The organism is Burkholderia sp. MSMB1826, from assembly GCF_001526325.1.
Taxonomy (GTDB): domain Bacteria; phylum Pseudomonadota; class Gammaproteobacteria; order Burkholderiales; family Burkholderiaceae; genus Burkholderia.
The window spans coordinates 1-24,210 of sequence record NZ_LOYN01000046.1 but is presented as its reverse complement, the minus strand read 5'-3'; the positions used below and the strand labels follow the sequence as shown (position 1 = coordinate 24,210).

Here is a 24,210-nt window from a genome sequence, read left to right as displayed (position 1 = left end):
TCGAGGCGCCGGTACGCGGCTAGAGTGCCGCCGCGGTGTCATTGCGGGCCAGCGACGCTACAATCCGCCGAAACCGCCCGGAGTGAGCCGCATGGTCCCGTCCGTTCCGGATGCCGCGCGCCAGTTGAACAAGGCGACGGTGTCGTCCGCGTATGCGTTGTTCATGCTGATGCTGGCCGAGGAGCGCGGCATCGACGGCGGCCGCATTCTCGCCGGCTCGGGCGTCGAACGCGACCGGCTCGCGCAGCCCGATGCGCGCATCACGCCGCTGCAGCAGGCGACGATCGTGTTCAACCTGCTCGATGCGACCGACGATCCGTCGATCGCGATCGAGATCGGTTTGCGCAGCAGCCTGACGAAAGCGGGGCTGATCGGCTTCGGGCTGATGAGTTGCGCGACGCTCGGCGAGGCGATCGCGCTCGGCATCCGTTACCTGCCGACGCGCGTGCCGTTTTTCTCGGTGCGGCTCGCGCAGCTCGACGGCATCGTCGACATCGACGTGCTCGAAGCGTTTCCGCTCGGCCGGCTGCGCCAGTTCGCGATGGAAAACTTCCTGGTCGAGACCGCGATCCTGTTCAATTCGCTGCTGTATCCGACGCCGGGGCGCACGCTGCAGTCGCGTGCCGAACTCCATTTCGAATGGCCCGAGCCGCCGTGGTTCGAGCGTTATCGCGCGCGGCTGCCGCGCTGCCATTTCGATGCGAGCGCGAACCGCATCCGCTGCGACGCCGCGCTGCTCGACGAGCCGATCGGCACCGCGAACGCGCAGACCGCGCAGATGATCGTCCAGCAGTGCGAGGCGGAGCTTGCGCGGCTCGGCTATGCGGAGAGCATCGTCGAGCGCGTGCGCAACCTGCTGATCTGCGACGAAGGCGGCTATCCGTCGGTCGACGACGTCGCGCGCGAGTTGTACGTGTCGGCGCGCACGCTCAAGCGCAAGCTCGCCGCATACGGCGCGACCTATTCGGCGCTGCTCGACGAGATCCGGCTGCGCGACGCGCTGCGGCTGCTCGAAGGCACACGGTTGCCGGTCGACGAGATCGCGGCGCGCGTCGGCTATACCGACCGCGCCAATTTCACGCGCGCGTTCAAGCGCTGGACGGGCGTTGCGCCGAGCGAGCGACGCTGAACGCCGCACCGGCATCGGCGTGCCGGCTCCCGCTCGCGCGCCGATGCTTCTTCAAGCCTTCCTGCCTTCAGACGATCGCGATCCAGTTCGCGCCGCGGCCGCCCGGCACGCGCGCGTGCAGCGACAGCGTGCCGTCGTCCGGCGCGATCGCATACACCGCCACGTGTTCCGACCGTTCGCCGCAGGCGACGAGCCAGCGTCCCGACGGATCGATCGCGAACCCGCGCGGCTGGGTTTCGGTGGCCGTCGCGTGCGTCGGCTCGAACGACCCGTCTTCGTGGCGGCGATAGCCGAGCAACCGGCTCGACGTGCGCTCGCTGACGTATGCGAAACGCATGTCGGGCGTCAGGTGCAGATCGGCGGCCCACACGGACGGCTCGGCGGGGGCGGGCGGACGCGCATGGCCTTGCGCGAGGTCGGCGACGGCCGGGTGGCGTGCACTCACGCGTGCGTCGCCGAGCCGGCCGGTGTCGGTGTCGCGGGCGAAGGTCGCGAGCGTGCCCTGGAATTCGCTGACGACGACCAGCGTGCGGCCGTCATCCGCGAACCGCAGGTGGCGCGGACCGAAGCCGGCCGGCACGCGCGTTTCGCCGTGTTCGACCGCGCGCAGGCCGGCGGCGTCCTCGACGAGCGCGAAGCCGAACACGCGGTCCGAGCCGAGCGAGCTGACGTACGCGAAACGGTCGTCCGGCGACACGATCACCGCGTGCGCGTTCGCGATGCCGCCCGCGACTTGCAGCGGCGCGCCGTCGCCGTCGCGCACGCGTGCCGCATCGTAGACGCTCAGCGAATTTCCGCCGTACGATGCGCCGAGCAGCCAGCGGCCGCTGCGGTCGAGCGACAGGTACGCATGGCTCGCATCGATCGCGGTCGTGCCGATGCGCGCGAGCGCGCCCATGGCGGCGACGCGGAATGCGACGATCGTCGGCTGCTCGCCGCGCGTCGCGACGTAGAGTCGCGTGCGGTCGGCCTGCACGGCGATCGGCATCGCGACGTCGGCGGCCGGATAGCGGGCGAGCGGCGCGAGCGTGCCGTCGCCGGCGAGGGAGAACGTGGCGAGGTCGCCGTCGGCGGCATTCGAGACGACGACGGTCAGGCGGTCAGTGTTCGGCATGGCGGAGCATCGGGGCGTGCGTGAGGGAATCGTCGGCCGGCCGGCCGCGCGGCGGATCGCTGCGCCGCTGCGTGCGCGCGAACAGCGCGGCGACCGCGGCGACGAGCGAAGCGATCGCGAGCGTATACAGGCCGCCCGTGATCGAACCCGTATGTTGCTTCAGATAGCCGAAGGCCGTCGGCGCGACGAAGCCGCCGAGGTTGCCGACCGAGTTGATCAGCGCGATCACGGCCGCGGCCACGCGCGTGTCGAGATAGCCCTGCGGGATCGGCCAGAACAGCGACGCCGCCGCCTTGAAACCGAGCGCGGCGAAGCAGATCGACGCGAACGACCACACCGGATCGGGCGACGTCGACGCGAACAGCCCGCACGCGGCGAGCACGAGCGCGAACGCGAGCCAGCGCTGCGGATGCTTCCACTTCGACGACAGCACCGCGAAGCCGTACATCGCGCCGATCGCGATCATCCACGGAATCGTGTTGTACAGGCCGACCTGGAAATCGGTGAGGCCACCCATCTTGCGGATGATGGTCGGCAACCAGAACGTGGCCGCGTAGATCGTCAGCTGGATCGAGAAGTACAGGAAGCAGAACAGCACGATCTGCGGATCGCGCAGCAGCGTGGTGGCGCGCACCGGCACGTTCGAGCGGACGTCGCGCGTGGCGCGCTCGTCGTCGAGTGCGTTCTGGAGCGCCGTGCGTTCCGCGGGCGTGAGCCACGTCGCGTCGCGGATATGCGATTTCAGCAGCAGCCAGCTCGCGCCGCACAGTGCAACCGAGAACAGCCCCTCGATCAGGAACATCCATTGCCAGCCTTCGAGGCCGAAGCCGCGGATCGACAGCAGCGCGCCGGTGACGGGCCCCGACAGCACCGACGCGAACGCAGAGCCGCCGAGGAAGATCGCCATCGCCTTGCCGCGCTCCTGCGGCGGCAGCCATTGCGACAGGTACAGCACGACGCCGGGGAAGAAGCCGGCCTCGGCCGCGCCGAGCAAAAAGCGCAGCACGTAGAACGACGTGTCGTTCCACACGAACGCCATCGCGGCCGCGACGATGCCCCACGTCGCCATGATCCGCGCCAGCCATACGCGCGCGCCGTAGCGCTGCATCAGCAGGTTCGACGGCACTTCGAACAGCGCATAGCCGACGAAGAACAGCCCGGCGCCGAGCCCGTACGCAGCCGCGCCGATGCCGATCGACGCTTCGAGATGGCGATCGACGAAGCCGACGTTCACGCGGTCGATGTAGTTCGCGATGAACATGATCAGCACGAGCGGCAGCACGTGCCACTTCACTTTCGAGACGGCGGACGCGAGCGGATCGCGGCCGGGCAGGGCGGACGAGGGCGGGTTCAACGGTGTCTCCGGTCGGGCGGCGGACGGGGCGGCAGCCCCGTGTCGGCGTCTGGGTGGCGGTTTGTGTAGTACGTCGTCGTATGACATGGTACGCCGGAGTATCGGGGATGGCGTCGCGGGTTTACCCGGAAATTTTCCCGATAATGACGAAATTTCCGACTAGAGATGTTCCGCCGCTAACGTCTGATGACGTATGACATAGAGCCGGTTACCGGCGCGACGAGCGAAGCCTTCGCGGGAGGTCGTCCCCGCATATGAAGGGCAGAAGCACGGCGCGAGCGCGTTCAACGACGCGCAGGCGACTCGCGAGCCGTTTGCAGCGGAGGGCGGCTACGTTCCATCGACGGATGCGCTCGCGGTTGCGGCAAAATACGTCGCGTGCGAACCCGGCGACGGGCGCGACGCTCGCCGCAAACCGCGGCGATTTCATGCCTTGACGACGGAGCAACCGATCATGCAGGACAACCAGTACGCGCGGCATGTGTTCGCGTTCAACGGCGACGCGGACGGCCTGTGCGCGCTTCAGCAGTTGCGGCTCGCGCAACGCGTGCAGGGCACGCTCGTGACCGGCGTGAAGCGCGACATCAGGCTGCTCGAGCGTATCGACGCGGGCGCAGGCGACCTCGTCACCGTGCTCGACGTGTCGCACGACCAGAATCGCGACGCGTGCGCGCGGCTGCTGCGCGACGGCGCGACGGTCCGTTACTTCGATCATCACTTTGCGGGCGAACTGCCGGACCACCCGCGCTTCGACGCGCATATCGACACGGCAGCCGACGTCTGCACCAGCGCGATCGTGAACCGCCATCTCGGCGGCCGGTACGCGCGCTGGGCGATCGTCGCGGCATTCGGCGACGAACTGCCGGCGCTCGGCGATGCGCTGGCGCGCGAGCACGGCGTCGACGAAGCCGAGCGTTGCATGCTCGCGGAGCTCGGCCGCTATCTGAACTACAACGCATACGGCGAGTGCGTCGGCGATCTGCATTTCGATCCGGCGGCGCTCGCCGACGCGATGCTGCCGTGCATCGATCCGCTCGATTTCGTGCGCGAGACGGCCGTGTTCGCCGCGCTGCGCGACGGTTACCGCGACGACATGGCGCGCGCATGCGCGCTCGTGCCGGTGCGCGAGGTGCCGGGCGCGACGCTCGTGCGGATGCCCGATCTCCCGTGGGCGCGGCGCGCGACCGGCATGCTCGCGAACGAGCGGATGCGCAATGCGCCGCATGCGGCGCTCGCGGTGCTGTCGCCGCGCGCGGACGGCGGTCTCGTCGTCAGCGTACGCGTGCCCGACGGCCGGCCGATCGGCGCGGACGAGTTCTGCCGCGGCTTCTCGACCGGTGGCGGGCGCAAGCGCGCGGGCGGCATCAACCATCTGCCGGAAGCCGAGTTCGATGCGTTTGCCGAGCGCTTCGAGGCCGCGTTCCGGCTCGATTGACGCGATCCATCGTGACGACCCGCTCGGTCGGTCGCACCGGCGGTACGGTCGGTCCGTCGGGCGGCCGCAGCGCGATGCGATGCGTTCGGCGTTGCACCAGCCGTGCGGATGCGCGGTGTGCGAGAAACCGCTCGACGCACCGCAGCCGCGGAAACATGCCGTGCGTGCCGCCTTCCGGCAGTGCGACTTCCATCGAATCGAAGCCGATCGTGCGGCCGCACGCGGTGTCGGCGTGACGCGCCGGCGGTGACGGCCGGCGTCGACACCGTGCGGCGCAGCCGCGACAATACGCGTCTCTTTTTGCTTTCGCCATCGAGGTGCCTGCCCGTGCTCGCCCAGTCGTCCGTTGCCCCCGCGATCGTCTGGTTCCGCGACGATCTGCGCGTGACCGATCAGCCCGCGCTGACGCGCGCGGTCGCATCCGGCCGGCCGCTCGTCTGCGTTTTCGTCGACGACACGGGAGCCGGCGCCGGGCCTGCGCTCGGCGGTGCGGCGCGCTGGTGGCTGCACGGGTCGCTGGCAGGGCTCGACACCGCGCTCGCGCGGCAGGGCGGGCGCGTGCTGCTGTTGCGCGGCGACGCGCCGCGCGAGATCGAGCGCGTCGTCGGCGACACGGGCGCGGCGGCCGTGTACTGGAACCGCCGCTATGCGCAGCCGCAGCGTGACGCCGACGCGGCGCTGAAGGCGTCGCTCAAGGCGCGCGGCGTGACGGTGGAGAGCAGCAACGGCAGCCTGCTGAACGAGCCGTGGGAGGTGCTGACGGGCAGCGGCGGCCCGTATCAGGTGTTTACCGCGTACTGGCGCGCGGCGCGGCGCGATCGCACGGTCGCCGCGCCGCTGCCGGCACCCGGGCGGATCGCGTTTCATCCGTGGCCGAAGGCCCTGCGCGACCGCGCGCTGACGCTCGATGCACTCGCGTTGCGTCCGCATGCGCCGGACTGGGCCGGCGGCCTGCGCGATGCGTGGCCGGCGCCCGACGAGGCCGGCGCGCACGCGCAACTCGACACGTTCGTGACGACCGCGCTCGCCGGCTATGCGGACGCGCGCGACCGGCCCGATCGGCCGGCGACGAGCCGGCTGTCGCCGTTCCTGCGCTTCGGCAACGTGTCGCCGCGGCAGCTGTGGCATGCGGTGCAAGGCGTCGCGAGTGCGGGCGGCGCGGCGTATGCGGCGCACGCCGACAAATTCCTGAGCGAGCTCGGCTGGCGCGAATTCAGCTACATGCTGCTGTATCACTTCCCGGCGCTCGCGACCGACAATTTCCGCGCGCAATTCGATGCGATGCCGTGGCGCGCCGATCCTGCGGCGTTACGTGCATGGCAACGCGGGCGGACCGGCTACCCGCTCGTCGATGCGGGCCTGCGCGAGCTGTGGACGACCGGCTGGATGCACAACCGCGTGCGGATGGTCGTCGCGTCGTTCCTCGTCAAGCATCTGCTGATCGATTGGCGCGCGGGGGAAGCATGGTTCCGCGACACGCTGGTCGACGCCGATCCCGCGAACAATGCGGCGAGCTGGCAGTGGGTGGCCGGCTGCGGCGCCGACGCCGCGCCGTATTTCCGCATCTTCAATCCGGTCGCGCAGGGGCAAAAGTTCGACCCGGACGGCGCGTACGTGCGGCGCTGGGTGCCCGAGCTTGCCGGCCTCGACGATGCGTCGATCCATGCGCCCTGGGAAGCGTCGCCGCTGGCGCTCGAGGCGGCCGGTGTACGGCTCGGCGTCGACTACCCGGCACCGCTCGTCGAGCACGCGGCCGCGCGCGCCCGGGCGCTCGATGCGCTGGCGGCGTTGCCGAAGCGCCGCTGATCGCTCGCCCCGGTTTGCCGCCTCAATTGCAGAACGCGACGTGCTCGAGCAGCGCGTACACGACGCCCGCATCGAAGTAGGCCGCGCCGCACCACGCGACGAACGCGAGCGTGCCGGCCGCCAGTGCCGCGCGGATCATGCCCACGCCGCGCGGCCCGATGCCGGGCGCGCGACGCGCGCGTCGTCGATCGGCAGGTGCAGCAACGCCGCGAGCACGCCGAGCGCGATCGAGCCGATCCACAGCGGCAGGTACGAATGCGTCGCGTCGTACACGATCGCACCGAGCCACACGCCGAAGAAGCTGCCGAGCTGGTGCCCGAAGAACACGAAGCCGAACAGCGTCGCGATGTAGCGCACACCGAACACCTGCGAGATCACGCCGTTCGTCAGCGGCACCGTGCCGAGCCACGTGAACCCCATCACGGCCGCGAACCCGTAGACGCTCGCGGGCGACAGCGGCGCGGCGACGAACGCGGTCATCGCGAATGCACGCACGAGGTACAGCACCGACAGCACGTACTTGCGCCGCAGCAGCCCGCCCAGCTGCCCGCACGCGTAGGTGCCGGCCACGTTGGTCAGCGCGATCAGCGCGAGCGCGACACTTGCGTGGCGCGCCGGCAGGCCGTGGTCGAGCAGGTAGGCGGGCAGGTGCGTCGCGATGAACGCGAGCTGGAAGCCGCATGCGAAGAAGCCCGCGTTCAGCAGCCAGAAGCCGCGATGCGCGAACGCCTCGCGCACGGCCTCGCCGATCGACTGGTCGGGGCCGGCTGCGGCGCCGGCCGCCTGAGCGGGCCGGTCGCGCAGCAGCACGGCGAGCGGTGCGAGCAGCGCGGCGGCGAGCGCCAGCGCGACGAACGCGTGCCGCCAGCCGATCCCGCCGATCAGTTCCTGCGCGACGGGCACCATGCAGAACTGGCCGAGCCCGCCGATCGCGCCGGCGATACCGAGCGCCCAGCCGCGCCGGTCGGGCGGGAACAGGCGGCTCAGCGCGCCGTAGATCGACGCGAACGCCGAGCCCGACAGCGCGACGCCGATCACGAGCCCGGCGCCGACCGTGAACAGGCCGGTCGACGCAGCCTGCGCCATCGTGACGAGCCCGGCCGCGTACAGCAGCATGCCGGCGACGATCACGCGCACCGAGCCGAAGCGGTCGGCCACCATCCCGGTGAACGGCTGCGCGACGCCCCAGATCAGGTTCTGCAGCGCCAGCGCGAGCCCGAACGCTTCGCGCGACCAGCCGTGGTCGAGCGAGACGGGCGCGAGGAACAGGCCCTGCACGTGGCGGATGCCGAGCGCGGCGCCCATGATCAGACCGCCTGCCAGCACGGGCAGCCAGCGACGCCGGACTTCCTGTTCGATCGGGGTCATGCGTGTCTCCGGATGAAGGCGCGCGGCGAAACGGCCGCGCTCGATCCCGATTAGACGAGCGGGGCGGCCGCCGCTCAAGCGATCATTCGGTCAGGTTGGCATGCGCAACAGGAATGCGAAGCGGGCGGCCGTCGTCTGCGCTCGCGCGCATCCGCACCGCCGGCTCAAGCCGACGTCGTATCGTGCGAGTGCATCGCCGCGTCGCATTCGGCCGCTTCGGCGAGTATCCAGTCGCGCACGTCGGCGACTTCGCGGCGCGGGGCCGGATCGTGCTGGAACAGCCAGTAGCCGTACGTTTCCGATCGCGTCCGCGTGTGCGGCCCGAGCACCGCGAGCCGGCCGTCGGCGAGCATCGGCGCGACGAGCGCGAGCCGGCCGAGCGCGATGCCCTGGCCCGCGATCGCGGCCTGGATCACCTGGTCGTACTGGTTGAAGCGCAACACGCCTTTCGGGCGCGCGTCGCCGAGCCCCGCCGCGTGCAGGTGCGCGTGCCACTGCAGTTGCGGCTGCGGCGGCCCGTCGAATTCGAGCAGCACGTGATCGGCGATCGCCGCCGCGCTCGCGACCGGCCGCGCGGCGAGCGCGGGATGCGCGACCGGCACGACGATCTCGTCGAACAGGCGCAGCGCACCGGCCGGCGCACGGTCGCGCGGGCAGTAGCGGATGCCGAGGTCGATGCCTTCGGCGCGCAAATCGAGTACCTTGTCGTTCGCGGCGACGCGCAGGTCGATCGCGGGCAGCCGCGCCTGCAACCGTCCGAGCCGCGGCAGCAGCCAGAGCGCGGTCACGCCGATGCTGGCGGTGATCGTCACGGGCTGGCGCTCGCGCACGGCGGCGAGCGACGCGACGGTGTCCTGCAGGCTGTGCAGCGCCGCATCGGCGACGCGGAACAGCCGCTCGCCTTCCGGCGTGAACGCGATCTTCCGGTAGCCACGCTGCAGCAAGGTCACGCCGAGATGCGCTTCGAGCGCATGGACCTGACGGCTGACCGCCGACTGCGTGACGCACAGGTCCTGCGCGGCGAGCGTGATGCTCATGCGGCGGCCGACGGCGACGAAACCGCGGACGAGATCGAGCGACGGGAGACGGACGAGTGGCGTTGACATGCGTGCGGCTCATGCGAACGGAGCAGTAAGATTGGTTGAGAACGCGGCACGCGTCAAGTTCAATGGAGGCGGGTCGATCGTGGAAGCGGGGCCGAGCAAGCGCCGAGGCGGCGACCCGGACCGACCCGGAAGCATGGGATTCCAGTAAGCGCCGAAGCGCTAACAAGGGCGACCGCCCCGTACGAGAACCCGGTAAGCGCTGCAGCGCCAACTGGGACGACCGCGATGCATGGGGTCCAGGTAAGCGCTCAAGCGCCGACTCGGACCGACAGGAGACACGATGACGAATTCGAACGAGGAAAGCGGTGCGGCGCCAGGCGGTCGCGCGGCAGGTGCATTGCCGCCCGAGCCCGTGACGCTGCGCGCGGCCGACGGCTACCCGTTGCGCGGCCATGTCTGGCGCCATCGCGGCGGCGGCGTGCGGCCCGTGACGGTCGTCAATTGCGCGACGTCGGTGCGCTGCGACTACTACTTTCGTTTCGCGGCCTGGCTGTTCGCGCAGGGGCGCGACGTGCTCGTCTACGACTATCGCGGCATCGGCGGGTCGCGCCCGGCGCAGCTCGCGAAGCTGCGCGCGACCTGGCTCGACTGGGGGCGGCTCGATTGCGAGGCCGCGCTGCATTACGCGCGCGACGCGTTTGCGGGCCAGCCGCTCGATGTGGTCGCGCACAGCATCGGCGGCTGCGTGCTCGGCCTCGCGGCATCGAACGTGCACGTGCGGCACGTGGTGACCGTCGGCGCGCAGTATGCGTACTGGCGCGATTACCTGCCCGCCGAGCGGCGCCGCATGTGGTGGAAGTGGCATGTCGCGATGCCCGCGCTCGCGGCCGTGTTCGGCTACGTGCCCGCGAAGCGGCTCGGCTGGATGGAGGACACGCCGCGCGGGGTCGCGCTGTCGTGGGCGCGTTCGCGGCCGCGCTTCGAGGATGGCTACATCGGCAGCGTGCTCGACGACGGCGCGGCGAGTCGCGCCGCGTTGCCGGCGCGCTTCGCGGGGCTGTCGGCGCCGATGCTCGCGATCGGCCTCGACGACGACGCGTTCGGCACGGTCGACGCGATCGAGCGGCTGGTCGGCTATTACACGGGCAGCAACGTCACGCATCTGCGGATCGCGCCGGCCGACATCGGCGTCGCGGCGATCGGCCATTTCGCGTTTTTCCACAGCCGCTTCACCGACACGCTGTGGCCCGTCGCGTCGTACTGGCTCCAACACGGCGTGCTGCCTGCCGATGCGCCGGGCGCCGTGCATGCGCTCCACCCGGCGTCGCGCGGACGGCTGACGGGCAGCGGTGCGCCGGGCAGGGCCGCGAACGGATGACCCGGCGTATACGGCGAACGCAACCCGCTAGCCCCGTTTGCTTTCCGATCCGGCGGCAGCGGCAGCGGCCGCATGCCGGCGCGATCGATTAACATCGGACGTTTCGTCTTACAGCCCAGCGAGTTGCCGCGCGCCGATGTCCATTCCGTCCGATTCCGCTTCTTCCGTTGCAACGCCGCGCGCATGGCGCGTGCATGCGCTCGACGTGCCGCCCGCCGCGACGCGCGCCGGCGTGCGGATCGCGCGCGTCGATTTCGACTGGCGCGTGCCGCTCGTGTCGCCCGCGTATGCGGCGCTGAGCGACGACGAGCGCGCACGCGCCGCGCGCTTCCTGCGGCACGAGGATGCGGTACGCAGTGCGGCCACGCGCGCCGCGCTGCGCGACGTGCTCGGCGCGGCGCTCGGCATCGCCGCGCACGCGGTCGCGATCGTCGTCGACGCATCGGGGCGGCCGTCGCTGGACCGCTCGCATCGCGCGTCGCTCGACTTCAACGTGTCGCACGCAGGCGATCATGCGCTGATCGCGTGGGCGCCGGCGGGCCGCGTCGGCGTCGATATCGAGGCCTGCAACCGCGCGGCCGACTGGCGCGCGCTGACGCGCGAAGTGTGCGCCCCCGCGGAGGTTGCGTATCTCGACGGCCTGCCGCCCGGCGCGCGCGAGCGCGAATTCATGCGCGTGTGGTCCGCGAAGGAGGCGCTGCTCAAGGCGCTCGGTACCGGCATCGTCGGCGGGCTGCGCGCGTTCGCGGTCGTGCCGCCGCGCGACGCCACGACGCCCGCGACGACGATCGTCGAGCCGGCCGCGCCCGCCGCCGGCGTCGCGGCGTTCGACGCGGCGTGGCTCGACGCGGCGCCCGGCTACGCGGCGTGCGTCGCGTGGACGCGCGCGTAAGCCGGTGTCGACGCGCGGCGCTTACTCGAGCGGCGCGTCGTTCGGCGCCGCATAGCGCGCCTTGATCGCGTCGCTCATCGGGAAGTCGAACGCCAGCCCCTTCGGCGGCACCGGCTTCATGAACCATTTGTCGTACAGCGCGTTGATCTCGCCGCTTTTCATCAACTGCACGAGCACGCCGTCGACGAGCGCCTTGAACTGCGGATCGTCCTTGCGCAGCATGAACCCGTAGGCTTCCGACGATTGCGGCGTGCCGACGATCTGCCAGTCGGCCGGTTTCGCGGCGAGCTGGCGCACGCCCGCGAGCAGCACGTCGTCCATCATGTACGCGGCCGCGCGGCCCGATTCGAGCGTGAGGCGTCCTTCGCCGTAGTCCTTTGCGCTGATGATCTGCATGTTCATCTTCTTTTCCTCGTTCATCTTGCGCAGCAGGCGTTCGGACGTCGTGCCCTGGTTCGTCACGACCGTCTTGCCGGCGAGATCGGGGAAGTCGCGGATGCCCGAGTTCGTGCGCGTGAGCAGGCGCGTCGTCGCGACGAAGAAGGTGGTCGAGAACGCGACCTGCGCATGGCGCGCGGCGAGATTGGTCGTCACGCCGCATTCGAGATCGACGGTGCCGTTCTGCACGAGTGGAATGCGGTTCTGCGACGTGACCGGAATGAAGCGCACCTGCAGGTCGGGCTTGCCGGTGCGCGCCTTCACCGCGGCGATCACGCGATCGCACAGGTCCTGCGAGAAGCCGATGACCTTGCCGCCCGCATCGACATACGAGAACGGCACCGACGTTTCGCGATGGCCGATCGAAATCAGGTTGGCCTGCCGGACTTTCTCGAGCGTGCCGGACGGCGGCTCGGCGGCGAAGGGCGCGCCGCATGCGAGCGCGCACGCGGCGACGAGCAGGGAGCGGCCGACGCGGGCGGCGAATCGTGACGGGAAGGGCATGGCGGTCTCCGGAGCGAATGGTGATTCGTATGTTGCCAAAGACAAAATAATTGCAACATATGTTAATACCCGGGCCTGCCGGGCCAATCCGGCGGGCCTGTCGGGCATCAGGGAAACTCCCGAGTCGAAATCGGCGAAAAACGGGTTGTCTAGACAAGTTGACGTGGCTACACTTCAATCCATTCCGAACTTGTCTAGACAGGATTGCTCACATGATTACGTTGACCCCCGGCCACCTGACCCTCCCGCAACTGCGCCGGATCGCTCGCGAATCCGTGCAACTGAAGCTCGACCCGGCGAGCTTCGCGAAGATCGACGCGGGCGCGAAGGCCGTCGCCGACATCGCCGCGAAGGGCGAGCCGGCCTACGGCATCAACACGGGTTTCGGCCGCCTGGCGAGCACCCACATCCCGCACGACCAGCTCGAACTGCTGCAGAAGAACCTGGTGCTGTCGCACGCGGTCGGCGTCGGCGAGCCGATGGCGCGCTCGTCGGTGCGCCTGCTGATGGCGCTGAAGCTGTCGAGTCTCGGCCGCGGCCACTCGGGCATCCGCCGTGAAGTGATGGATGCGCTGATCACGCTGTTCAACGCCGACGTGCTGCCGCTGATTCCGGTGAAGGGCTCGGTCGGCGCATCGGGCGACCTCGCGCCGCTCGCGCACATGTCGGCCGTGCTGCTCGGCGTCGGCGAAGTGTTCATCCGCGGCGAGCGGGCGAGCGCGCTCGAGGGCTTGCGCGTCGCGGGCCTCGCGCCGCTGACGCTGCAGGCGAAGGAAGGCCTCGCGCTCCTGAACGGCACGCAGGCGTCGACGGCGCTCGCGCTCGACAACATGTTCGCGATCGAGGACCTGTACCGCACCGCGCTCGTCGCGGGCGCGCTGTCGGTCGACGCGGCAGCGGGCTCGGTGAAGCCGTTCGACGCGCGCATCCACGAACTGCGCGGCCATCGAGGCCAGATCGACGCGGCCGCGTCGTACCGCGAACTGCTCGAAGGCTCGCCGATCAACCAGTCGCACCGCGACTGCGACAAGGTGCAGGATCCGTACAGCCTGCGCTGCCAGCCGCAGGTGATGGGCGCGTGCCTGGACCAGATGCGCCATGCGGCCGACGTGCTGCTGGTCGAAGCGAACGCCGTGTCGGACAACCCGCTGATCTTCCCGGATACCGGCGAAGTGCTGTCGGGCGGCAACTTCCACGCCGAGCCCGTCGCGTTCGCGGCCGACAACCTCGCGCTCGCCGCGGCGGAAATCGGCGCGCTGGCCGAGCGCCGCATCGCGCTGCTGATCGATGCGACGCTGTCGGGCCTGCCCCCGTTCCTCGTGAAGGACGGCGGCGTGAACTCCGGCTTCATGATCGCCCACGTGACGGCGGCCGCGCTGGCGTCGGAAAACAAGACGCTCGCGCACCCGGCGTCGGTCGATTCGCTGCCGACTTCCGCGAACCAGGAAGACCACGTGTCGATGGCGACGTTCGCCGCGCGCAAGCTCGCCGACATCGCGGACAACACGAAGCACATCCTCGCGATCGAACTGCTGGCCGCCGCCCAGGGCGTCGACCTGCGCGCGCCGTACCACACGAGCCCGAAGCTCGCGCCGGTGATGGAAATCATCCGCAGCAAGGTCGCGCACTACGAACTCGACCACTACTTCGCGCCGGACATCGCGGTGATCGCGAAGCTCGTCGGCGAGCGCGCGTTCGCGAAGGTCGCGCCGTTCTCGTTCGCATCGGAACAGTAAGCCGATGAGCGCGCCGGTCTACCAGGAGATCAAGGACTTCATCCTGGCCCGCATCCACGCCGGCGAGTGGGAGGAGGGCGACCAGGTGCCGTCCGAGAACGAGCTGGCGCGCGAGTTCAAGGTGGCGCGCATGACCGTCAACCGCGCGTTGCGCGAGTTGACGGCCGAGCAGGTGCTCACGCGGATGAAGGGCGCCGGCACCTACGTCGCGCGGCCGAAGTACGAGTCGACGCTGGTGGCGATCCGCAGCATCTCCGAGGAAGTCGGCGCGCGCGGGCATGCGTATCGCGCGAGCGTGCTCGGGCTCGACACGATCCGCGCCGACGAGGCGCTCGCCGACGAGATGCAGGTGGCCGTGCGCACGAAGCTGTTTCATTCGCAGGTGCTGCACTTCGAGAACGGCGAGCCGGTGCAGCTCGAAGAACGATGGGTGAATCCGGCGGTCGCGCCGGATTACGCCGCGCAGGATTTCACGAACACGACGCCGAACCTGTACCTGATGCGCGCGGCGCCGCTGCAGCGCGTCGAGTACCGGATCGAAGCGGCGGCCCCGACGCCGGAGCGGCGCGAGCAGCTGCGGATGGACGACGTCGAGCCGTGTCTGGTTTTACATCGGCGCACCTGGTCGCAGGGCGTCGTCGCCTCGGTGGCGAATCTGTGGCATCCCGGCAGCCGTTATCGCTTCACCGGGCATTTCTGATTCCTTGTTGATATTCATTTTCCTTCGGGAGCAGTCGTCATGAACCATCCGAAACACATCGATCCCCGCCTCGATCCGACGCGCACGATCCGCGCGCCGCGCGGCAGCGAGAAAACCTGCAAGACCTGGCTGGCCGAAGCGGCCTACCGGATGATCCAGAACAACCTCGATCCGGAAGTCGCCGAGCATCCGCACGCGCTCGTCGTGTACGGCGGCATCGGCCGCGCGGCGCGCAACTGGGAGTGCTACGACCAGATCCTCGCGTCGCTGAAGGATCTCGAGGAGAACGAAACGCTGCTGATCCAGTCGGGCAAGCCGGTCGGCGTGTTCCGCACGCACAAGGATGCGCCGCGCGTGCTGCTCGCGAACTCGAACCTGGTGCCGCACTGGGCGAACTGGGATCACTTCCACGAGCTCGATCGCAAGGGCCTGATGATGTACGGCCAGATGACGGCCGGCAGCTGGATCTACATCGGCAGCCAGGGCATCGTGCAAGGCACCTACGAAACCTTCTTCTCGGTCGCGAACCAGCACTTCAACGGCGATCCGTCGGGTCGCTGGATCCTGACGGGCGGCCTGGGCGGGATGGGCGGCGCGCAACCGCTCGCCGCGACGATGGCCGGCTTCTCGATGATCGCGGTCGAGTGCGACGAGACGCGTATCGACTTCCGCCTGAAGACGCGCTACGTCGACAAGAAGGCGACGACGCTCGACGAAGCGCTCGGCATGATCGACGAAGCGAAGCGCACCGGCAAGCCGGTGTCGGTCGGCCTGCTCGGCAATGCGGCCGACGTGTTCGCGGAACTCGTCACGCGCGGCATCACGCCGGACTGCGTGACCGACCAGACGAGCGCGCACGACCCGATCAACGGCTACCTGCCGCAGGGCTGGACCGTCGCGCAATGGCGCGAAGCGCAGAAGGTCGATCCGCAGAGCATCGTGAAGGTCGCGAAGCAGTCGATGGCCGTGCAGGTCCGCGCGATGCTGGCGCTGCAGGAACGCGGTGCCGCGACGCTCGACTATGGCAACAACATCCGCCAGATGGCGCTGGAAATGGGCGTCGAGAACGCGTTCGACTTCCCGGGCTTCGTGCCGGCGTACATCCGCCCGCTGTTCTGCGAAGGCAAGGGCCCGTTCCGCTGGGTCGCGCTGTCGGGCGATCCGGAAGACATCTACAAGACCGACCAGAAGGTGAAGGAGCTGATCCCCGACGATCCGCACCTGCACAACTGGCTCGACATGGCGCGCGAGCGCATCGCGTTCCAGGGCCTGCCGGCACGGATCTGCTGGGTCGGCGTGAAGGATCGCTACCGCCTCGGCCAGGCGTTCAACGAGATGGTGAAGAACGGCGAACTGAAGGCCCCGATCGTGATCGGCCGCGACCACCTCGACACCGGTTCGGTCGCGAGCCCGAACCGCGAGACGGAATCGATGAAGGACGGTTCGGACGCCGTCAGCGACTGGCCGCTGCTCAACGCGTTGCTGAACACCGCGGGCGGCGCGTCGTGGGTGTCGTTGCACCATGGCGGCGGCGTCGGCATGGGCTTCTCGCAGCACTCGGGCGTCGTGATCGTCGCCGACGGCACCGCCGACGCGCACGAGCGTCTCGGCCGCGTGCTGCTGAACGACCCGGCGACCGGCGTGATGCGCCATGCGGATGCCGGCTACGAACTCGCGCAGCAGACGGCTCGCGAAGCCGGCCTGAAGCTGCCGATGCTCGGTCGTTGAGCATGGCGGCGCTGGATCAGGCGCCGGTGACCGCAACGATGATCCGCGCAGCGGATCTCGTTGCGTCGCCGTGGAAGAACGGCGGCGGCGTGACGCGCGAGATCGGCGCGTTCCCCGTGGGCGCCGCGCTCGATGCGTTCGCATGGCGCGTAAGCGTCGCGGACGTCGGCACGGCCGGGCCGTTCTCGCGTTTCGACGGCGTCGATCGCACGCTCGTGCTGCTGTCCGGCGCGGGCATGACGCTCGCCGAAGCGGGCGGCACGCGGCACGTGCTCGACGCACCGCTCGCCCGCGCGGATTTCGCGGGCGAGACGGCGATCGACGCGACGCTGCACGACGGCGCGACGCGCGACTTCAACCTGATGACGCGCCGTTCGGCCGCGCGCGGGTCGGTCGACGTGTGGCCCGAGGGCATGCACCGCATCGCGTGCGCCGACACCGTACTGCTGTTCTGCGCGACGGGTGCGGTCGGCGTCGAGATCGACGGCGCGCACCACGCACTGCAGGAAATGGACACGTTGCGGCTCGACGGGCCGCGGCGTGCGTTTGACGTCGTCGTGAGCGGAAGCGGCGCGCTGCTCGCCGTCTCGCTCACCGTCGGCGAACGAGACTGAACGCATGAAACCGACTGTCTGGCATCACCTGAGGCTGTGTCCGCATGGCCATCCCGACGAGACGATCGACGACGCGGCGATCGCCGTCGACGAAACCGGCGCGATCGCGTGGCTCGGCGCGTTGTCCGCGCTGCCGCACGGCTATGCGCATTGGCGGCGCGAAGACCTGCACGGCGCGTGGGTGACGCCGGGCCTCGTCGACTGCCATACGCACCTCGTGTATGGCGGCACGCGTGCGGACGAGTTCGCGCAGCGCCTCGCCGGCGTCAGCTACGAGGAAATCGCCCGGCAGGGCGGCGGGATCGTGTCGACGGTGCGCGCGACGCGCGCGGCCGACGAGACGACGCTGTTCGTGCAGGCCGCCGCGCGCCTGCAGCCGCTGCTCGCCGAAGGCGTGACCGCGATCGAGATCAAGTCGGGCTACGGGCTCGACCTCGCGAGCGAGCGCAAGATGCTGCGCGTCGCGCGCCAGCTCGGCGAGCGCTTCCCCGTCACGGTCTACACGACCTTTCTCGGCGCGCACGCGCTGCCGCCCGAATATGCGGGGCGCGCGGACGCGTACATCGACGAAGTATGCGACCGGATGCTGCCGACGCTGGCCGACGAAGGGCTCGTCGACGCGGTCGACGTGTTCTGCGAGCGCATCGGCTTTTCGCTCGCGCAGACCGACCGCGTGTTCGACGCCGCGACGCGGCGCGGGTTGCCGGTGAAGCTGCATGCGGAGCAACTGTCGAATGCGGGCGGGACGGCGCTCGCCGCGCGTTACCGCGCGCTGTCCGCCGACCACCTCGAATTTCTCGACGAAGCCGGTGTCGAGGCGATGAAGGCGGCCGGCACGGTCGCCGTGCTGCTGCCCGGCGCGTACTACTTCATCCGCGAAACACAACTGCCGCCGATCGAGCTGCTGCGCAAGCACGGCGTGCCGATCGCACTGGCGACCGACCACAACCCCGGCACGTCGCCGCTCGAATCGCTGCTGCTGACGCTGAACATGGGCTGCACGCTGTTCCGCATGACGGTGCCCGAGGTGCTGCAGGGCGTCACGCGCCACGCGGCCGCGGCGCTGGGCCGCGCGGATCGCCACGGCGCGCTCGAAGTCGGTCGTCAGGCCGATTTCGCCGTCTGGTCGGTCGGCTCGCTGGCCGAGCTCGCGTACTGGATCGGCCGGCCGCTGTGCGAGCAGGTCGTACGCGGCGGCACGACCGTGTTTCGCCGGATGAACGGATAAGTTTCGCGACGGCGCGGGCCGGGTCGTGACGGCCCGGTCCGGCCGACGTTTTGCATGGGACCGGACCCGGCGCACCACGGCGCCCTCCGGTCGATCGCCGCGAGGCGGGCGCTGGGCGCGACGCGCGCGCCTGCCGGCCGCGGCACCGGGCCGGACGAGACGCTGACGCGCTCGAGCCGGTCGATAAGGACTCGCCATGACCGATACCCTGTTGTTCGCGGACCATGCCTACCTGCCCGATGGCTGGCGCCGCAACGTGCTGTTGCGCTGGGACGCAACCGGCACGCTGACCGACGTGACGCCCGACGCCGACGCGCCGGCAGGTGTCGCGCGCGCGGCCGGGCCGGTGCTGCCCGGCATGCCGAACCTGCATTCGCACGCGTTCCAGCGCGCGATGGCCGGGCTCACCGAATACCGCGCGAATCCCGCCGACAGCTTCTGGAGCTGGCGCGACCTGATGTACCGCTTCGCACTGAAGATCACGCCCGACGCGCTCGCGGCGATTGCGCGCTGGCTGTATGTCGAGATGCTCAAGTGCGGCTACACGTCGGTGTGCGAATTCCACTACGTGCATCATGCGCAGGACGGCTCGCGCTATCCGCGGATCGCGGAGCTCGGCACGCGCGTGGTCGATGCGGCACGCGCGGCCGGCATCGGCATCACGATGCTGCCCGTGTCGTACCAGTTCGCCGGCTTCGGCAACAAGCCGCCGCGCGACGACCAGCGCCGCTTCATCAACACGCCCGACGGCGTGCTCGAACTGCTCGACGCGATGCGTCGCGCGGCGCCCGAACACGGTGGGCTGCGCTACGGCGTCGCGCCGCATTCGCTGCGCGCGGTGTCCGAGAATGGGCTGCGCGTGCTGCTCGAAGGGCTGCCCGACGATGCGCCGGTGCATATCCACATCGCCGAGCAGACGGCCGAAGTCGACGACTGCGTCCGCGCCTACGGTGCACGCCCCGTACAATGGCTGCTCGATCGCTTCGACGTCGATGCGCGCTGGTGCCTCGTGCACGCGACGCACGTCGACGCGGCCGAGACGGCGGCGCTCGCGAAGCGTCGCGCGGTCGCGGGCCTGTGCCTGACGACCGAAGCGAACCTCGGCGACGGCGTGTTCCCGGCGGTCGACTATCTCGCGCAGGGCGGCGTGATCGGCGTCGGCTCGGACAGCCACGCATCGGTCGAGTGGCGCTCGGAGCTGCGCCTGCTCGAATACGGGCAGCGGCTCGTGCACCGCGCGCGCAACGTGCTGGCGAGCGAGTCGCAGGCGCACGTCGCCGATCGCCTGTTCGATGCGTCGCTCGCGGGCGGCGCGCAGGCGAGCGGGCGACGCGTCGGTGCGCTGCGCGCGGGCTGTCGCGCCGACTGGCTCGTGCTCGATCCCGATCATCCGGCGATTGCCGAGCACGACAGCGCGGCATGGCTGTCGGGCGTCGTGTTCGCCGAGCACGGCGAGACGCCGGTGCTCGACGTCTACACGGGCGGCGAGCGCGTCGTGAGCGGCCGCCGCCATCGCGACGAAGCCGCCGCGTATGCCGACTACCGCGCCGCGCTGGCGCAACTGCTGCGCTGATGCGCGGCAACCGGCGCACGCCGCATGCGTGCGCCGGCAGACTCTTACACGGTGATGCGACATGACTGAACAACCGGCTGTATTCACGCTGAAGCAGGGCACGCTGCCGCTGCTGATCTCGATTCCGCACGCAGGCACGTACATCCCCGACGACATCGCCGCGACGATGACGCCCGACGCGCGTTTCGTCGACGATTGCGACTGGCATCTCGAGCGGCTGTACGGCTTCGCGGCCGATCTCGGCGCATCGATCCTCGTGCCGTCGCACGCGCGTTACGTCGTCGACCTGAACCGTCCGCCCGACAACGAGAACCTGTATCCGGGGCAAGACACGACGGGGCTCGTGCCCGTCGATACGTTCGACAAGGCGCCGCTGTATCCGGCGAACGCGCTGCCCGACAACGACGAGATCATGCGTCGCCGCGATCGCTACTGGCTGCCGTATCACGACGCGCTGCAACGCGAGATCGCGCGCCTGAAGGGCGAACACGGCCGCGTGCTCGTGTGGGAAGCGCATTCGATCCGCTCGCACGTGCCGCGTTTCTTCGACGGCCGCCTGCCGGACTTCAACTTCGGCACGTCGAGCGGCGCGAGCGCGGCGCCCGGCCTCGCGGAGGCGCTGGCCGCGCGCGTGCTCGCGCACGGCGGCTATACGGCCGTCGCGAACGGGCGCTTCAAGGGCGGTTACATCACGCGTCACTATGGCGTGCCCGATACCGGCGTCGAGGCCGTGCAGCTCGAACTGTCGCAGATCACCTACATGGAAGAGACGCGTCCGTACACGTACGACGAAGCGCGTGCCGCGCGGATCGTGCCGCTGCTGCAGACGCTCGTCGAAACCGCACTCGCACATCGTTGAGCACGGGCCGCCTGCATGCGGCGGCGCGGCGCGACCGTGCGTCCCGCCCCGTCGACACGTAGCAGGCAAGCCGGTGCAATGCACAAAACGGCATCGATCCGCGCGGTCGATGCCGTTTTTTCTCGTCTGACCGATGGCGTCATCGGCACCTGAAAATTTGACGCAATTTTTAAGTGATATAAGCTGAATGTCAGGAAGTCGTCACGCGCGTACCGGCGGCGAGGCCATCGACGATGGCCGGACTGCGCCGGAATGCGCGCAAGACATCTTGCTCACGTGCCGCCACGCGGCATTGCGACACGTGTCCTGCCTTCATCAGTCAGTCGAGTACGATCGTGAAAGCCGCCAGCCCTTCGATACGCCGGACGCGAAGTCCGTCGGCGGGCGCGCCGCCTCAGGCCGGGCCGAACCGGCATGCTGATCGCGGCACGCGCGCCGCCCCGTTACGCGAGCCTCGCTTCTTCGCCATTTCCGATCGCGGCCCGCGCCGCTTCAATCTCGTGACCGCGCACGTGTTCAGCGCGGTGCAGTGCGACGGCAGCGCATCGTTGTTGCCCTAGCGTCCCGTTCCGCTTCCGTCCCGGCCCGCACCGCCTGTTGCCGCAGTTTCCGCGCGGCAGGCTCGCGTATGCGCTTGCGAATGCGCCTGCGTTTCGCGATGGCGCGCGCGTGCGGGGCACCCGCGAACCTGCATCGTTGTGCGCGCAAGCGTGTCGCGCGCCATCACCGGAGAGACGCCGATGCGTGCGCGACCGATCGTAGCCGTTACCGCCGACCGCATCCTGCGCGGTGCGCATCCGAACCATGCGGCGGGCGAGAAGTACCTCGCCGCCGTCGTCGACGGCGCCGGCGCGCTGGCGTTCGTGCTGCCCGCGCTCGGCGCGCGGCAGCCGGCCGACGCGATCGTCGCGGCCGTCGACGGGCTGCTGTTGACCGGCAGCTATTCGAACGTCGAGCCGCATCATTACGGCGGCGCCGCGAGCACGTCCGACACGCTGCACGATCCGGCGCGCGATGCGACCGCGTTGCCGCTGATCCGCGCGGCGATCGACGCGGGCGTGCCCGTGCTCGCGATCTGCCGCGGCATGCAGGAGCTGAACGTCGCGTATGGCGGCACGCTGCATCAGCGGCTGCATGCGACGACCGGCTTCGACGACCATCGCGAACGGTCGGACGATCCGCTCGAACGGCAGTACGGTCCCGCGCACGTCGTGCAGTTCGCCCCCGGCGGCCTGCTGCAGCGGATCGCGCGCGGCGCGCACGAGGCGACGGTCAATTCGCTGCACGACCAGGGTATCGCGCGCCTGGGCGCGGGGCTCGCGATCGAGGCGAGCGCGCCCGACGGACTGGTCGAGGCCGTCAGCGTGCGCGGCGCGCGCGCGTTCGCGCTGGGCGTGCAGTGGCATCCCGAGTGGCGCTACGCGGAGCAGTCGCTGTCGCGCGACATCTTCGCGGCATTCGGCTCGGCGTGCCGCGCGCACATGACGCACCGTATTCATGCGGCCGGCGGCGCGACGCCGGCCGCATCCGACATCGACTGAACGAGGCCGATCATGCAAGCCGAACTGAGCGAATTCCTGCGACAGCACCGTATCACCGAAGTCGAAGCGATCATTCCCGACATGGCCGGCATCGCGCGCGGCAAGATCATTCCGCGCAACAAATTCGAATCCGGCGAATCGATGCGCCTGCCGCAGGCCGTGATGGTGCAGACCGTCACCGGCGACTATCCGGAGGACGGCACGCTGACCGGCGTGACCGATCCCGACATGGTGTGCGTGCCCGATCCGTCGACGATCTGCCTGATCCCGTGGGCGGTCGATCCGACCGCTCAGGTGATCCACGATTGCGTGCATTTCGACGGCTCGCCGGTCGAGATCTCGCCGCGCTACGTGCTGCGGCGCGTGCTCGACCTGTACGAGGCGAAGGGCTGGAAGCCCGTGGTCGCGCCCGAGCTGGAGTTCTATCTGGTCGACATGAACGCCGATCCCGACCTGCCGCTGCGTCCGCCGGTCGGTCGTACGGGGCGGGCGGAAACGGGCCGCCAGTCGTATTCGATCGAGGCCGTCAACGAGTTCGATCCGCTGTTCGAGGACATCTACGAGTACTGCGAAATGCAGGGCCTCGATATCGAGACGCTGATTCACGAAGTCGGCGCCGCGCAGATGGAGATCAACTTCATGCACGGCGACGCGCTGTCGCTGGCCGACCAGGTGTTCCTGTTCAAGCGCACGGTGCGCGAGGCCGCGCTGCGCCACAACATGTACGCGACGTTCATGGCCAAGCCGATGGAAAACGAGCCGGGTTCCGCGATGCACATTCATCAGAGCCTTGCGGATCTGCGCACCGGGCGCAATCTGTTCGCCGACGAAAACGGCGCCGTGTCGCCGCTGTTCCACAGCTATCTGGCGGGGCTGCAGAAGTACACGCCGGCGCTGATGCCGATCTTCGCGCCGTACATCAATTCGTACCGCCGCCTGTCGCGCTTCATGGCCGCGCCGATCAACGTGCAGTGGGGCTACGACAACCGTACGGTCGGGTTCCGGATTCCGCAGTCGACGCCGGTCGCGCGGCGCATCGAGAACCGGATTCCGGGCGTCGACTGCAACCCGTACCTCGCGTTCGCGGCGACGCTCGCCGCCGGCTATCTCGGCATGATGCAGCAGCTCGCGCCGACCGAGCCGATCGCATCGGACGGCTACGACCTGCCGTACCAGCTGCCGCGCAATCTCGAGGAAGGCATCTCGCTGATGGCCGCGTGCGAGCCGCTCGCCGGCATTCTCGGCGACAAGTTCGTGAAGGCGTACCTGGCGTTGAAGGAAACCGAATACGAAGCGTTCTTCCGCGTGATCAGCTCGTGGGAACGTAGGCATCTGCTGCTGCACGTGTGAGCGTGCGGCGCTGTTTGACGGAGAAAACATGACCGATCGTAACGAAGCTATTTCGCCGCGCTCGACCGCCGATTTTCGCGCGCTCGACGCCGCGCACCACATCCACCCGTTCTCGGACATGGGCGCGCTCAACCGCACGGGCAGCCGCGTGATCGTCAAAGCCGACGGCGTCTACCTGTGGGACTCGGACGGCAACAAGGTGATCGACGGGATGGCCGGCCTCTGGTGCGTGAACGTCGGCTACGGCCGCAAGGAACTTGCCGACGCCGCGTATCGCCAGCTGCAGGAGCTGCCGTTCTACAACACGTTCTTCAAGACCACGCATCCGCCGGTGATCGAACTCTCCGCGATGCTCGCGGAAGTGACGCCCGCCGGCTTCAACCACTTCTTCTATTGCAACAGCGGCTCGGAAGGCAA

Annotated in this window: 20 protein-coding genes; 15 read left to right on the top strand and 5 right to left on the bottom strand. The window is 69.5% G+C overall.

Annotated features, from left to right (window positions below; genetic code table 11):
* The first annotated feature begins 91 nt into the window (after positions 1–91).
* Positions 92–1,129: an AraC family transcriptional regulator gene (locus WS95_RS26395; protein ID WP_059826992.1), complete on the top strand. Its 1,038-nt coding sequence runs from the start codon at positions 92–94 to the stop codon at positions 1,127–1,129.
* 67 nt (positions 1,130–1,196) lie between these two features.
* On the opposite strand, the gene WS95_RS26390 is transcribed toward WS95_RS26395, so the two are convergent.
* Together WS95_RS26390 and WS95_RS26385 are read right to left on the bottom strand one after the other, a co-directional pair.
* The gene (locus tag WS95_RS26390) at positions 1,197–2,243 is read right to left on the bottom strand and encodes a lactonase family protein (RefSeq protein ID WP_059826990.1); all 1,047 of its coding nucleotides are present in this window, start codon (positions 2,241–2,243) and stop codon (positions 1,197–1,199) included.
* Complete coding sequence (locus WS95_RS26385) at positions 2,230–3,597, bottom strand: MFS transporter (RefSeq protein WP_059826988.1); 1,368 nt, start codon at positions 3,595–3,597, stop codon at positions 2,230–2,232. Before WS95_RS26385 ends, WS95_RS26390 begins: the two co-directional genes overlap by 14 nt.
* 454 nt (positions 3,598–4,051) lie before the next feature.
* Here WS95_RS26385 and WS95_RS26380 point away from each other — a divergent pair, with 454 nt between their 5' ends.
* Positions 4,052–5,032, top strand: coding sequence for a hypothetical protein (locus WS95_RS26380; protein WP_059827028.1), 981 nt, complete (start codon positions 4,052–4,054; stop codon positions 5,030–5,032).
* A 327-nt stretch (positions 5,033–5,359) separates the two neighbouring features.
* A complete protein-coding gene (locus WS95_RS26375) occupies positions 5,360–6,838 on the top strand; it encodes a cryptochrome/photolyase family protein (RefSeq protein ID WP_179950232.1) in 1,479 nt (492 codons plus the stop codon).
* A 135-nt stretch (positions 6,839–6,973) separates the two neighbouring features.
* On the opposite strand, the gene WS95_RS26365 is transcribed toward WS95_RS26375, so the two are convergent.
* The gene (locus tag WS95_RS26365; RefSeq protein WP_059826984.1) at positions 6,974–8,206 is read right to left on the bottom strand and encodes an MFS transporter; all 1,233 of its coding nucleotides are present in this window, start codon (positions 8,204–8,206) and stop codon (positions 6,974–6,976) included.
* Positions 8,207–8,370: 164 nt separating this feature from the next.
* Positions 8,371–9,312: a LysR substrate-binding domain-containing protein gene (locus WS95_RS26360; RefSeq protein WP_059826982.1), complete on the bottom strand. Its 942-nt coding sequence runs from the start codon at positions 9,310–9,312 to the stop codon at positions 8,371–8,373.
* A 280-nt stretch (positions 9,313–9,592) separates the two neighbouring features.
* Here WS95_RS26360 and WS95_RS26355 point away from each other — a divergent pair, with 280 nt between their 5' ends.
* Together WS95_RS26355 and WS95_RS26350 are read left to right on the top strand one after the other, a co-directional pair.
* Positions 9,593–10,630 (top strand): alpha/beta hydrolase family protein, encoded by a 1,038-nt coding sequence (locus tag WS95_RS26355; protein ID WP_059826980.1) that lies wholly within the window; start codon positions 9,593–9,595, stop codon positions 10,628–10,630.
* Positions 10,631–10,766: 136 nt separating this feature from the next.
* Complete coding sequence (locus WS95_RS26350) at positions 10,767–11,522, top strand: 4'-phosphopantetheinyl transferase family protein (protein ID WP_059826978.1); 756 nt, start codon at positions 10,767–10,769, stop codon at positions 11,520–11,522.
* Between the two features lie 21 nt (positions 11,523–11,543).
* Here WS95_RS26350 and WS95_RS26345 read toward each other — a convergent pair whose 3' ends face one another.
* Entirely contained in the window at positions 11,544–12,464 is a 921-nt protein-coding gene (locus WS95_RS26345; protein ID WP_034207791.1) for a glutamate/aspartate ABC transporter substrate-binding protein, read from the bottom strand.
* A gap of 212 nt (positions 12,465–12,676) precedes the next feature.
* Between WS95_RS26345 and hutH the strand changes: the two genes are divergently transcribed.
* The 10 genes from hutH to WS95_RS26295 all read left to right on the top strand — a co-directional run.
* Positions 12,677–14,200 (top strand): histidine ammonia-lyase, encoded by a 1,524-nt coding sequence (gene hutH, locus WS95_RS26340; protein WP_059782096.1) that lies wholly within the window; start codon positions 12,677–12,679, stop codon positions 14,198–14,200.
* A gap of 4 nt (positions 14,201–14,204) precedes the next feature.
* A complete protein-coding gene (hutC, locus tag WS95_RS26335; protein ID WP_034207789.1) occupies positions 14,205–14,900 on the top strand; it encodes a histidine utilization repressor in 696 nt (231 codons plus the stop codon).
* Positions 14,901–14,939: 39 nt separating this feature from the next.
* The gene (gene hutU, locus WS95_RS26330; protein WP_059791395.1) at positions 14,940–16,628 is read left to right on the top strand and encodes a urocanate hydratase; all 1,689 of its coding nucleotides are present in this window, start codon (positions 14,940–14,942) and stop codon (positions 16,626–16,628) included.
* Positions 16,629–16,630: 2 nt separating this feature from the next.
* Entirely contained in the window at positions 16,631–17,242 is a 612-nt protein-coding gene (locus WS95_RS26325) for a HutD/Ves family protein (protein ID WP_059826976.1), read from the top strand.
* Between the two features lie 4 nt (positions 17,243–17,246).
* A complete protein-coding gene (hutI, locus tag WS95_RS26320; protein WP_059826974.1) occupies positions 17,247–18,470 on the top strand; it encodes an imidazolonepropionase in 1,224 nt (407 codons plus the stop codon).
* Positions 18,471–18,666: 196 nt separating this feature from the next.
* Positions 18,667–20,043: a formimidoylglutamate deiminase gene (locus WS95_RS26315; protein WP_034207785.1), complete on the top strand. Its 1,377-nt coding sequence runs from the start codon at positions 18,667–18,669 to the stop codon at positions 20,041–20,043.
* 61 nt (positions 20,044–20,104) lie between these two features.
* Complete coding sequence (gene hutG / locus WS95_RS26310) at positions 20,105–20,902, top strand: N-formylglutamate deformylase (protein ID WP_059826972.1); 798 nt, start codon at positions 20,105–20,107, stop codon at positions 20,900–20,902.
* Positions 20,903–21,642: 740 nt separating this feature from the next.
* Positions 21,643–22,443, top strand: a complete 801-nt coding sequence (locus tag WS95_RS26305) for a gamma-glutamyl-gamma-aminobutyrate hydrolase family protein (protein ID WP_059827025.1) — start codon at positions 21,643–21,645, stop codon at positions 22,441–22,443.
* 12 nt (positions 22,444–22,455) lie between these two features.
* Positions 22,456–23,793, top strand: coding sequence for a glutamine synthetase family protein (locus WS95_RS26300; protein WP_059826970.1), 1,338 nt, complete (start codon positions 22,456–22,458; stop codon positions 23,791–23,793).
* A 28-nt stretch (positions 23,794–23,821) separates the two neighbouring features.
* Positions 23,822–24,210 (top strand): aminotransferase class III-fold pyridoxal phosphate-dependent enzyme (locus WS95_RS26295; RefSeq protein ID WP_156444588.1); only part of this gene is annotated, 389 nt, incomplete at its 3' end.

Coding starts and splice junctions, on each gene's coding strand:
- WS95_RS26395 (WP_059826992.1), top strand. CDS start 92: ATGGTCCCGTCCGTTCCGGATGCCGCGCGCCAGTTGAACAAGGCGACG.
- WS95_RS26390 (WP_059826990.1), bottom strand. CDS start 2,243: ATGCCGAACACTGACCGCCTGACCGTCGTCGTCTCGAATGCCGCCGAC.
- WS95_RS26380 (WP_059827028.1), top strand. CDS start 4,052: ATGCAGGACAACCAGTACGCGCGGCATGTGTTCGCGTTCAACGGCGAC.
- WS95_RS26365 (WP_059826984.1), bottom strand. CDS start 8,206: ATGACCCCGATCGAACAGGAAGTCCGGCGTCGCTGGCTGCCCGTGCTG.
- WS95_RS26360 (WP_059826982.1), bottom strand. CDS start 9,312: ATGTCAACGCCACTCGTCCGTCTCCCGTCGCTCGATCTCGTCCGCGGT.
- WS95_RS26355 (WP_059826980.1), top strand. CDS start 9,593: ATGACGAATTCGAACGAGGAAAGCGGTGCGGCGCCAGGCGGTCGCGCG.
- WS95_RS26350 (WP_059826978.1), top strand. CDS start 10,767: ATGTCCATTCCGTCCGATTCCGCTTCTTCCGTTGCAACGCCGCGCGCA.
- WS95_RS26345 (WP_034207791.1), bottom strand. CDS start 12,464: ATGCCCTTCCCGTCACGATTCGCCGCCCGCGTCGGCCGCTCCCTGCTC.
- hutH (WP_059782096.1), top strand. CDS start 12,677: ATGATTACGTTGACCCCCGGCCACCTGACCCTCCCGCAACTGCGCCGG.
- hutC (WP_034207789.1), top strand. CDS start 14,205: ATGAGCGCGCCGGTCTACCAGGAGATCAAGGACTTCATCCTGGCCCGC.
- hutU (WP_059791395.1), top strand. CDS start 14,940: ATGAACCATCCGAAACACATCGATCCCCGCCTCGATCCGACGCGCACG.
- WS95_RS26325 (WP_059826976.1), top strand. CDS start 16,631: ATGGCGGCGCTGGATCAGGCGCCGGTGACCGCAACGATGATCCGCGCA.
- hutI (WP_059826974.1), top strand. CDS start 17,247: ATGAAACCGACTGTCTGGCATCACCTGAGGCTGTGTCCGCATGGCCAT.
- WS95_RS26315 (WP_034207785.1), top strand. CDS start 18,667: ATGACCGATACCCTGTTGTTCGCGGACCATGCCTACCTGCCCGATGGC.
- hutG (WP_059826972.1), top strand. CDS start 20,105: ATGACTGAACAACCGGCTGTATTCACGCTGAAGCAGGGCACGCTGCCG.
- WS95_RS26305 (WP_059827025.1), top strand. CDS start 21,643: ATGCGTGCGCGACCGATCGTAGCCGTTACCGCCGACCGCATCCTGCGC.
- WS95_RS26300 (WP_059826970.1), top strand. CDS start 22,456: ATGCAAGCCGAACTGAGCGAATTCCTGCGACAGCACCGTATCACCGAA.